Origin of the sequence: Micromonospora sp. NPDC048169, assembly GCF_040652815.1 — a bacterium.
Classification (GTDB): Bacteria; Actinomycetota; Actinomycetes; order Mycobacteriales; family Micromonosporaceae; genus Micromonospora.
This window is the reverse complement of record NZ_JBEZMS010000073.1, coordinates 1-10,216: the sequence shown is the minus strand read 5'-3', so window position 1 is coordinate 10,216 and position 10,216 is coordinate 1. Positions and strand designations below refer to the sequence as shown.

At 75.9% G+C, this 10,216-nt stretch carries 8 protein-coding genes; 1 reads left to right on the top strand and 7 read right to left on the bottom strand.

Annotated elements, in window-relative coordinates; genetic code table 11:
* Positions 1-189: 189 nt before the first annotated feature.
* The 5 genes from serS to AB0D28_RS29615 all read right to left on the bottom strand — a co-directional run bounded on the left by serS (position 190) and on the right by AB0D28_RS29615 (position 5,814).
* Entirely contained in the window at positions 190-1,473 is a 1,284-nt protein-coding gene (serS, locus tag AB0D28_RS29635) for a serine--tRNA ligase (protein ID WP_184975299.1), read from the bottom strand.
* A gap of 416 nt (positions 1,474-1,889) precedes the next feature.
* Positions 1,890-2,999, bottom strand: coding sequence for a MerR family transcriptional regulator (locus AB0D28_RS29630; protein WP_357391187.1), 1,110 nt, complete (start codon positions 2,997-2,999; stop codon positions 1,890-1,892).
* 31 nt (positions 3,000-3,030) lie between these two features.
* Positions 3,031-4,206: a saccharopine dehydrogenase NADP-binding domain-containing protein gene (locus AB0D28_RS29625; RefSeq protein ID WP_357391185.1), complete on the bottom strand. Its 1,176-nt coding sequence runs from the start codon at positions 4,204-4,206 to the stop codon at positions 3,031-3,033.
* 31 nt (positions 4,207-4,237) lie between these two features.
* On the bottom strand, positions 4,238-5,374 hold the full coding sequence (locus AB0D28_RS29620) for an alcohol dehydrogenase catalytic domain-containing protein (RefSeq protein WP_357391183.1): 1,137 nt from the start codon (positions 5,372-5,374) through the stop codon (positions 4,238-4,240).
* On the bottom strand, positions 5,371-5,814 hold the full coding sequence (locus tag AB0D28_RS29615; RefSeq protein ID WP_357391181.1) for a hypothetical protein: 444 nt from the start codon (positions 5,812-5,814) through the stop codon (positions 5,371-5,373). The genes AB0D28_RS29620 and AB0D28_RS29615 overlap by 4 nt, the downstream gene beginning before the upstream one ends.
* 151 nt (positions 5,815-5,965) lie before the next feature.
* Here AB0D28_RS29615 and AB0D28_RS29610 point away from each other — a divergent pair, with 151 nt between their 5' ends.
* Complete coding sequence (locus AB0D28_RS29610; RefSeq protein ID WP_357391179.1) at positions 5,966-8,734, top strand: LuxR C-terminal-related transcriptional regulator; 2,769 nt, start codon at positions 5,966-5,968, stop codon at positions 8,732-8,734.
* 6 nt (positions 8,735-8,740) lie between these two features.
* On the opposite strand, the gene AB0D28_RS29605 is transcribed toward AB0D28_RS29610, so the two are convergent.
* Positions 8,741-9,292, bottom strand: coding sequence for a thioredoxin domain-containing protein (locus tag AB0D28_RS29605; RefSeq protein WP_357391177.1), 552 nt, complete (start codon positions 9,290-9,292; stop codon positions 8,741-8,743).
* 107 nt (positions 9,293-9,399) lie between these two features.
* A complete protein-coding gene (locus AB0D28_RS29600; protein ID WP_357391175.1) occupies positions 9,400-10,074 on the bottom strand; it encodes a BON domain-containing protein in 675 nt (224 codons plus the stop codon).
* Between the last annotated feature and the right edge of the window lie 142 nt (positions 10,075-10,216).

Here is a 10,216-nt window from a genome sequence, read left to right as displayed (position 1 = left end):
GGATCGACGAAGAGTCACCCAAGTGATCATCGATGCCGAACCCTAACGGCAACCAGCCGAACCGATCACCACACACATAGAAGCGTCTTGCACTTGGTGCCCGGGCAGAAGGGGTGAACCGGACTTCTGGCGGGCTGCAAGTGCAAGATCGCGGGGGAGAGGCGGGTGCGGCGTGTGCGGGGGAGCGGGTCAGCGCGGGGTGAGGCGGTCGGTGCCGAGCTTGTCGCGGAGGACCTCCGGGACCACCACCGAGCCGTCGGGCTGCTGGCACTGCTCCAGGATGGCCGGGAACAGGCGGCTGGTGGCGAGCGCCGAACCGTTGAGCGTGTGCACGAAACGCGTCTGCTTCGCGCCCGGCTCGCGGTAGCGGATCGCCGCCCGTCGCGCCTGGTAGTCGCCGGCCCAGGAGACCGACGACACCTCCTTGTACTTGCCGGTGCTCGGCATCCACACCTCGACGTCGAGCGTCTTCTTCATCGAGGCGCTCGCGTCACCGGCGGCCAGCAGGCTGGTCTGGAAGTGCAGGCCGAGCTTGCCGACCAGGCCCTCGACGTGGCCGACCATCGCCTCCAGCGCCTCGCCCGCCTGCTCCGGCAGCGTGAACTGGAAGATCTCCACCTTGTTGAACTGGTGGCCGCGTACGGTGCCGCGCTCGTCGGAGTGCGAACCGGCCGCCTCACGCCGGTAGCACGGCGTGTACGCGAACGCCTTCAACGGCAGCTTCGGCGTCTCCAGGATCTCGTCCTGGTACGCGCCGAGGATCGCCGTCTCCGCCGTGGGCAGCAGGAACTGGCCGCGCGAGGACGACTGCTTGTCGATGTGGTAGACGTCGTCGTGGAACTTCGGGAACTGGCCGGCGGCGAAACCGGCGCTGTCCAGCAGCAGGTGCGGCGGGAGCAGGAACTCGTACCCGGCCTGGATGTTCTGCTCGATCAGCCAGTTCACCAGCGCCCACTCCAGCCGGGCGCCCAGACCGGTGTACATCCAGAAGCCCGAGCCGCCGAGCTTCACGCCCCGCTCGTGGTCGACCAGGCCGAGCGCGCGGCTCAGCTCCACGTGGTCGCGTACCTTCTCGATGGCCGGCGCCTCGCCGAACGTGCGCACCACCCGGTTGGCCTCCTTGCCGCCGGGGACCACGTCGTCGGCGGGCAGGTTCGGCAGCTCGCTCATCGCCGAGCGCAGCCGGGACTGCACCTCGTCGAGCTGGGACTCCAGCTCCGCGAGCTGCTTGCGCTCGGCCTCCGGGGCGACCGGCTGCGGCGTGCCGCCGGACCGTTTCGCCTCCGCGTACGCGCGCGCCTCGGCCTTGCGGCGCTGCCGCTCGGCGTCGATCTCCGTGATCAGGGCGCGTCGTTCCTGGTCGAGCCGCTGGATATCGTCCAGCGCCCGGGTGACCTCGGCGGGATCCAGACGCTTCGCCAGCGCGGTCGCCACCGCCTCGCGATCCTTCCGGATCAACTCCATGTCGAGCATGCTGCTCGTACGCCTCCGTCCAGGCAGTCAGGTGGGACCTCCAGATGCTACCGTCGCGCCCCCGCCGCCCCGGCCCGGCCCGCGCAGCCCGCCGTCGCGGGGCCCGTTCCGGTGACTGTGCGTGGTGACGGTGCCGTCGGCGGAGGGTGCTCACTTTCCGTGATGGCGCATTGATGCACTCGTCGCCCCGCTTCGGCTCACGAGCGCCCTGAGCTGGTCAATCTCGCGGCTCCGCTCCCCGACGGGCATGTCCCTCCGGCGACTTTGCTCTGCAGCCATCGACGCGACGTTCGACGGACCGTAAGCGATGCGCGGATGGCTGCAGAGCAAAGTGCGCAAGGGGGAAGCATCCGGAGAGTGGCGGCGTCACGCACGGTCACAGATCGGCGTCGCAAGGTGGCGCTGCGCGCGGAACCTCAGAGGCGTACCGGCATCAGGACGGAGAAGGCGCTCGCGTCGTCGGCCCGCCGCACGGCCAGCGGGGTGATCGGGCCGTCCAGCTCCAGCACGAGCTGGCCGTCGCCGGAGCCCAGCGCGTCCAGCAGGTACTCCCGGTTCACCGCCACCCGAAGCGCATCCGCGCCGCCCGCGCCGCCCGCGCCGCCCGCGCCGCTCGGGTCGACCAGGCGCAGCTCGCCGCGGCCGTCCAGGCCGAGCGCCACCACCTCGTGCTCGACGCCCTCGTGCGCGCGGCGGCAGACCGGGACGCCGTCGGCGGTGAGCGCCGCCCGTAGCGCCGCGCCGTCGAACGGGATCCGGTACGCGGGCGCGTCGCCGAGCTGCGCCCGCAGCAGCCGCCGGTAGTCGGGGAAGTCGTACGGCAGCGGGGCGGCGGTCAGCGGCCGGCCCGCCACCGTGACAGTCACCCGGTCGGGGGCGACGACGACTTCGGCGTCCCCCGCGCCGTCGGCTCCGAGCAGCGCCCGCAGCTCGTCGACGGCGGCCACCGGCAGCAGCGCGCTCACCGGCGGGCCGTCGACGGTGCCGCCGGCCCGGGCCACGGCCAGCCGGAACCGGTCGGTGGCGAACAGGTGCACCCCGTCCGGGGCCACCTCCAGCAGCACACCGGACAGGACCGGCAGGCCGGGGTCGGCGCCGACGGCGAAACGTACGGCGTCGAAGGCGGCGGCGAGGTCGGTGCGGGACAGCACGAGTCGGGTGGTCACGATGGTCTCCTCCGGGTCGATCAGGCTGCGGATCCGGGAGAGTTCGCGACGCGCGTCGGCCAGGCCGTCCTCCAGGCGGCGCAGGTGCGCGTCCAGCAGCCGGTGCACCTCGGCCGGCCGGTGCCGGTGCCGCAGCGCCTCGGCGATGCCGGTCAGCGGCATCCCGACCCGGCGTAGCCCGGCCACCAGGCGGGCCGGTCCCACCTGCTCCTCGGTGTACCAGCGGTAGCCGGTCACCGGGTCGACCCGGGCCGGCGCCAGCACGCCGGAACGGTCGTAGAAACGCAGTGCGCTGACCGTCAACCCGCTGGCCCGGGCCAGTTCGCCGATGCTGCGAAGCTCGCTCTCCACGGCCGTCATCCTGTGACCTCAAGCGGGTCGAGGGTCAACCTCACGCCGACAGCGTGCGGAACGTGATGCCCGCGCGTACCAGCCGGTCCAGCAGCGCGTCGCCCATCGCCGCGACCGGCGTGACCTGCCCGGCGGTCTCCGGCAGGTCGTCGAAGGCCAGGCACAGCGCCGACTCGGCGAGCATCTTGGCCGTCTCGTCGTAACCCGGGTCGCCGCCGGACACCTCGGTCACCACCCGCCGGCCGCCGCCGGTGCCCACGAACCGCACCTGGAACCACGACTTCGCCCGCTGCTCGGCGGTCGGCCCCTGCCCGGAGGCGAGCCGCCCGAGCAGCCAGCGCCGCGTCGGCGCCACCTTCACCAGCCCCATCACGCCGGCCAGCCCGACACCCGCGACGAGCACAGTGGGCAGCCGCTTCATCGCCGCGAAGTGCCGGTAGCGGAAGTCCGGGCCGTACTCCGGTCGGGCCGCCGCCGATCGGCGGACCACCTGCGGGTCGATGGTGGGCAGCGGCACCGCCCACTGGCCGAACTCGCGTACCCGGCCGACCTTGCCCGGCACCGCGCGGACCCGGCGCCCGTCCGGGCCGGGCTCCATCGCCCGGCGGGCCCGCGCCGCGCGGCTCATCTCACCGGTACGGGAGAACGCGGTGAGCGCCGAGTGGTACGTCCCGGCGGAGAACCGGCCACCGGCCCGCACGTACCCGTCCACGGCGACCGGCCCGTCGGCGGGCAGTTGCTTGACCGTGTACCAGACGCCCAGGTCGTGCGGAATCGAGTCGAAGCCGCAGGCGTGCACCAGGCGTGCCCCGGTGCGCACCGCCTCGGCGTGGTGCCGCACGTACATCCGGTCCACGAACTCCGGCTCACCGGTGATGTCCAGGTAGTCGGTGCCGGCCGCGGCGCAGGCGGCCACCAGCGGCTCGCCGTGGTGCACGTACGGGCCGACGGTGGTGGCCACCACCCGGGCGCACTCCGCCACCGCGCGCAGCGACGCCGTGTCCGTCACGTCGGCGGTGAGCAGCGGCAGCTCGGCCAGGGCCGGGTCGATCGCGGCCAGCCGGTCCCGTACGGCGGCCAGCTTCTCCGGGTTACGCCCGGCCAGCGCCCAGCGCAGCCGGTCCGGCGCGTGCCGGGCCAGGTACTCGGCGGTCAGCCCGCCGGTGAAGCCGGTGGCGCCGAACAGGACGAGGTCGTACGGACGGTCTGCGCGCATCCGCCGAGTGTGCCACCGATGACGCTCACCTTCACGGCGTGAAGACCACCCGGACGCAGCCGTCGGTCCGGTCCCGGAACAACGCGTACCCCTCGGCGCCGCGCTCCAGCGGCATCCGATGCGTGGCCAGGTGCTCGGTGACCAGCTCGTCGCGGGCCATCCGCGCCAGCAGCGCCGGGATCGCGGCCCCGCCCCGGCGGCGGGCGGCACGGACGGCGAGCCCCTTGTCCGCGAGCGCGCCGAGCGGGAACCGGTCCACGAACCCGGGCCGGGCGTCGAGCACCACCACCACGCCGCCCTTGCGGCAGGCGTGCACCGCCTCGCGCAGCGCCGCCCCGCCGTCCGGCTCGGCCACCGGCCACCGGACCGGTACGGTCGCCACCCCGGAGGCGTCGACGCACACGTCCGGGCCCCGGCCGCCGCTGCGTTCGCGCAGCTCGGCGAGCACGTCCACGTACCTGTGGTTGAGCGCCTCCACGCCCTCGTGCCCGGCGACCATCCGCAGCCGGTCGTCCCGGTCGTCGACCACGATCACCCGGTGCGCGCCCCGGGCCACCGCAGCACCGGCGGTGAGCTGGCCGACCGCTCCCGCGCCCCACACCGCCACGACGTCACCGGGGGCGACCTCGCCCAGCTCGGCGCCGTACCAGCCGGCCGGCGCGGCGTCCGCGGCGAACACCGCCCGGTCGTCGCTCACCGACTCCGGCACGGCGAACGCGCCCACGTCGGCGTACGGCACCCGCACGTACTCGGCGTGGCCACCGGCGAAGCCACCGAGCCGGGCCGGCCGTCCGTAGCCGCCGGCGGACGGCTGCCCCCACTCCGGCTCGGCCGTCACGCCGCTCGTGCCGTTGTCGCAGCAGGCCGGCAGCCCCTGCCGGCAGAACCAGCACGCCCCGCACGCCACCGCCGCGCTCACCACCACCCGGTCGGCGACGCGGTGCCGGCGTACCTCCGGGCCGACCTCGACCACGTCGCCGAGGAACTCGCGTCCGAGCACCTCACCGGCGGACGCCTCGGGCACCCGCCCGGCCAGAAGCGGCAGGTCCGCGCCGCAGGTCGTGCTCCGCCGGACCCGCACGATCATGTCCTGGGCGTTGCGCAGCTCCGGGTCCGGGACGCGGCACACCTCCAGCAGGTCGGCTCCGGCCCAGCACAGCGCCCTCATCTCACGGCTCCCGGCCGGTCCAGCGGCGAACGGTCCGCGCGCAGCACCTCGCCGGTCTCCAGGAGCTGCTTGGTCTGCCGCAGCACGTGGCGCAGGAACCGGCCCGGGTCGTCGCCGACCAGGTGTGCGGCTAATCCCGGGAGCGCGCACTCCCCGCCCAGCGGGCGTACCGCCAGCTCGGTGCCGCGCCCGCCGGGAGCCGGGCGGGCCCACACCTCGACCGCGCCGTCGAGGCGGCGCAGCGGCTCGGGCCACCGCCCGGCCGGGAGCACCTGTTCGGGCGGCGCGGCCACCGTCACCACCTGCCACCGGCCCGGCCGTGGATCGACGCAGGCCCGCCGCGCCCGGCGGCGTGCCAGCATCCGCGCCCCCGCCGGCGCCAGCACCCGCGCTCCCGCTAGTGCCAGCGCGCCGACCGCCAGCCGTCCGCTCCGCGCCACCCGACCTCCCGCCGTCTCCGGGTGGCCGGCGTCGGCCGGCCGTCCCGTGTGCCTACAGGGTGCGGGGCGGCCGGGTGAGCCGGGTTCGCCCGGAAGGGGTGAACCGGCCCGGTCCGGGTAACCGCTGCCCGCACCGACGGGGGAGGGACGCATGCCGGAGGAGGCAGACCAGGTCGTCGCACCGAGCGACACGAGCGACATCACCGGTACGCCCGATCTGCTCACCGCCGGCGTCGAATCACCCGCCGGTGCCGCGCTGCCGGGTGGGCCGCCGCTGCTGGCGTCCCGGTTGGCGCCGCCCGCGCCGCCCGAGCCGGTCCTGCTGCGTCCCCGGCTGCTCGACCGGCTGGAGCAGGGCGCGTCCGGTCCGGTGACGCTCGTCTGCGCGCCGGCCGGCTGGGGTAAGACCACGCTGCTGTCGACCTGGGCGCAGGGGGAGCGGGACGGGCCGTCGCCGGCCTGGGTGACGGTGGCCGAGGGCGAGACCACCGGGCGGCTCTGGGGCTACCTGGCCGCGGCCCTGCGCACCGCCGCCGCCGACGACCCGGACGACGGACCGCCACCGGTGCCGGACGGCCCGCCCCGGGCCGAGCAGCTCGAAGCGCTCGCCGCCGCGCTCGCCGCACGGGAACGGCACGTGCTGCTGGTCCTGGACGACCTGCACCGGGTCACCGAACCGGACGCGTTGACCGGGCTGGAGTTCCTGCTCCGGCACGCCGACGGCCGGCTGCGGCTGGTGGCCGGGGCGCGCCGCGAACCACCGCTGGCCCTGCACCACTGGCGGCTGTCCGGCGAGCTGACCGTCATCGGCCCCGCCGACCTGGCGTTCACCGCCGACGAGGTGGCCGACCTGCTCGTCGCGCACGGACTGTCGGTGCCCGCCCCGGCCGTGAGCCGCCTGGCCGAGCGCACCACCGGCTGGCCGGCCGGGCTGCGCTTCGCCGCGCTCGCGCTCGGTGCCGACGCCGACCCGGCGCGCGCGGTGGACCGGTTCGCCGGTGACCAGCCGGACGTCGCCGCGTACCTGCGCGACGAGGTGCTCGCCCCGCTGGCACCGGCGGCCCGCGACGTGCTGCGCCGGGTGGCGGTGGCCGGCGCGGTCCACGCCGACCTGGCCGCCGCGCTGACCGGGCGTTCCGACGCCGGGCACCTGCTCGCCGAGACGGCCCGGGAGGGCGGCTTCCTCCACCAGGACGGCGGCGACCCGCAGTGGTTCCGGCCGCACCCGCTGCTGGCCGACGTGCTGCGCGACGAGCTGGACCGGCTGCCCGCCGACGAGGTGCGTGAGCTGCACCGGCGGGCAGCCGGCTGGTACGGGGCCCACGGCCGCCCGGCCGACGCGCTGCGGCACGCGCTCCTGGCCGGCGAGTGGACCGCCGCCACCGACCTGCTCGTCACCCGCTGGCCCGAGCTGGCGCCGGACGAATCCGCCGCCGCTCCGGCCCCGCCCGAGCCGCCCGCCGAGGCGGTCCGCCGCGATCCGGAGCTGGCGCTGGCCGCGGCGTCCGAGCGGGCGTACGCCGGGGACCGGGCCGCCGCCGACGCGCAGTTGCGGCGGGCGCTCGCCCGGGCCGGTGACCTGCCCGCGCCGCGCCGCGACCGGTTCGGCCGGCTGGCCGCCGCCGTGAAGCTCAGCCTGGCCCGGGCCGGTGGCGACCACGAGGAGGTACGCCGGGCCGCCGACCGCCTGCTGTCCACCGTCGCCGCGGACGAGTCCTCGGGCGGCCCGGAGGCCGGAGCCGGTGACCCGCGCGCCGGGACGGCCGAGCGGGACGACGTGCGCGCGGTGGCCGGCGCCGCGCACGGGCTGGTCGCGCTGGCCGAGGGGGACCTGTCCACGGCCTGGGAGCGGTTCGCCGCGGCGCGGGAGGCGGCGCGGCGGGCCGGGCGACCGCGTACCGAACTGCTCTGCGTCAGCCGTGCGGCGCTGCTGGAGGCGGCCCGGGGCGCGCTGCGGGCCGCCGAGGACCTGGCCCGGGAGGCGCTGGCGATGCCGCCCTGCCAGGGCTGGTCGTCGCGGTCCGACTGCGGCTACGCGTATCTGGCGCTGGCGTTCGTGGACTGGCAGCGGGACCGGCCGGCGGAGGCTACCGCCCACCTGGCGCTCGCCGGGCCGGCCGGCGCGGAGCCGGGCGGCGCCGCCCTCACCGCGCTCTGCCGCGCGGGACTGCTGGCCGACGGCGGCGACCCGGGCGGCGCGTTGCGCACGCTCACCGAGGCGCGGACGGCCGCGCCCGGCCCGGAGCTGGGCGGACGGCTCGCCGCCGCCGAGGCACAGGTACGCGCCGCCGTCGGCGACCTCGACGGTGCCCGGGCGCTGCTCGACGCGGCGGGTGACGGGCCGGCGCCGGCGCTCGCGTCGGCGCGGCTGCGGCTGCGCGCCGGTGACGCCCACGCGGCCGAGCGTGCGTTGCCCGACTGGACCGGGCCCGGCGCGGCGGACTGGCCGCTGCCGGTGCGGCTGGGCGCCGGGCTGCTCGACGCGGCGCTGGCCGACGCCGCCGGTGACGCCCGGCGGGCCGGCCGGTTGCTGGAGGAGGTGCTGGCGCTCGCCGAGCCGGACGGCTTCCGGCGCGTCTTCACCCGGGCCGACCCGGGGGTACGCGATCTGCTCGCCGCGCGCCTGGACTCCGGCACCGCGTACTGGGCCACCGTGACCGAGCTGGTCCGGGGCGTGGACGCGCGACCGGCCACCGCAGCGCCGGACGGTCCGGCCCGCACGCTCGACGAGCCGCTCACCGAGCGGGAGCTGACCGTCCTGCGCTACCTCCAGAGCATCCTGTCCAACGTGGAGATCGCCGCAGAGCTGTCACTGTCGGTGAATACAGTGAAGACGCACGTGCGCAACATCTATCGCAAGCTCGACGCGACCCGCCGGCGGGACGCCGTCCGGCGGGCGCGCGAGCTGCGCCTGATCTGACAGCTCTCAGGCGTCGGCGGCGGCGTCCACCACTGCGAGCAGTTCGGCCAGGTCGTAGCCGCCGTCGTGGCGCATGTCGTTCACGAACAGCGTCGGGGTGGCGTCGACGCCGCTGCGGATGCCGCCGACGAAGTCCTGCCGGACCCGGTCGGCGTGCTCCTGGCGGCCGACCTCCGCGGCGACCTCCTCCGGCGACAGGCCGATCTGCTCGACGCCGAGCGACAGGTGCACCGGGTCGAGCTGGTCCTGGTGCTGGTAGAGCCAGTCGTACATCTCCCAGAACCGGCCCCGCGCGGCGGCGGCCTCGGCGGTCTCCGCGGCGTTCTCCGCGTACGGGTGGACGTTCGTGATCGGGAAGTGCCGGTACGCCAGCCGCACCACGTCGGCCCGCTGACGCAGCACCTCGGTCAGGTTCGGGTACGCGGCGCCGCAGAACCGGCACTGGAAGTCGCCGTACTCGACGACTGTGACCGGCGCGTCCACCGGCCCGCGGACATGGTCGCGTTCGGTCACCGGGACCCGTAGCCGCGCGGTGGTGACCTGAAGTGGCGTGGTCATCCGGCACTCACCCGCCCGCTCGTGGTCAGCCGGTTCGGATCACTCATGCCTCCCACGGTGGCGGTCGCCCGGGTGAGCCGGGCTCACCCGGGCGGGGTGGTTCCGCCTCATCGCACGGCGAGGTGGTTGCGCACCTCGCGGATGCCGGGGGCGTTCCACACCACCCGCTCGATCTCCTCGCGTTCGCCGGCCGAGTGGACCTGCCCGTCCAGCAGCACCGTGTCGCCGTGCACCCGCACGTCGACCTCCTCGGCCTCGGTGGCGCGGTTGCGGGCCAGCGCGTCCACGATCCGCTCGGCCAGGTCGTCTCCGTCCGGGTGGGCGGTGGGACGCACCGCGATGCCGTTGCTCACCCCGCACACGCCGGTGAGCCGGGCGACCGCGCGTTCGGCGGCCCGCCGCTGGTACTCCCACTCGACCTCGCCGTGCAGCGTGACCCAGCCGTCGGCCACAGTCACCTGCAACGTCTCGATCGGCACGAACGCGTCCCACTCCAGCGCCCGGACGGCGGCGATGGCGATCTCCGGGTCCTCCCGCCCGGCCGCGGTGCCGATCCGGACGGCGAGGTCGTTGGCGACCGCGCGGACCCGGGTGACCCGGTGCGCGGCCCGCTCGGCGGCCCACTTCTTGGCGTAGCTGTCCACCCGGCCGGTGAGCGTCACCACGCCCTCGGTGACAGTCACCCCGATCTCGTCCGGGCCGACCCGGGGTTCCCAGGTCAGCTCGTCGAGCACGGCGGACTGGATGTCCCGGTCGGTACGCGTGATCGTGTCGGTGGCCATCCGGCTCTCCCTCCCGTCGGTCGCGGCACGGGCACGTGGTCCCGCACCCGCGATCCTGCGCGCGTTCCGGGTGAGCGGCCCTCGCCCGATCCGGGTGAGGCAGCACGGTGGCCGCCCCCGGGAGTCCCGGGGGCGGCCACCG

Coding starts and splice junctions, on each gene's coding strand:
- serS (WP_184975299.1), bottom strand. CDS start 1,473: ATGCTCGACATGGAGTTGATCCGGAAGGATCGCGAGGCGGTGGCGACC.
- AB0D28_RS29630 (WP_357391187.1), bottom strand. CDS start 2,999: ATGACGGCCGTGGAGAGCGAGCTTCGCAGCATCGGCGAACTGGCCCGG.
- AB0D28_RS29625 (WP_357391185.1), bottom strand. CDS start 4,206: ATGCGCGCAGACCGTCCGTACGACCTCGTCCTGTTCGGCGCCACCGGC.
- AB0D28_RS29620 (WP_357391183.1), bottom strand. CDS start 5,374: ATGAGGGCGCTGTGCTGGGCCGGAGCCGACCTGCTGGAGGTGTGCCGC.
- AB0D28_RS29610 (WP_357391179.1), top strand. CDS start 5,966: ATGCCGGAGGAGGCAGACCAGGTCGTCGCACCGAGCGACACGAGCGAC.
- AB0D28_RS29605 (WP_357391177.1), bottom strand. CDS start 9,292: ATGACCACGCCACTTCAGGTCACCACCGCGCGGCTACGGGTCCCGGTG.
- AB0D28_RS29600 (WP_357391175.1), bottom strand. CDS start 10,074: ATGGCCACCGACACGATCACGCGTACCGACCGGGACATCCAGTCCGCC.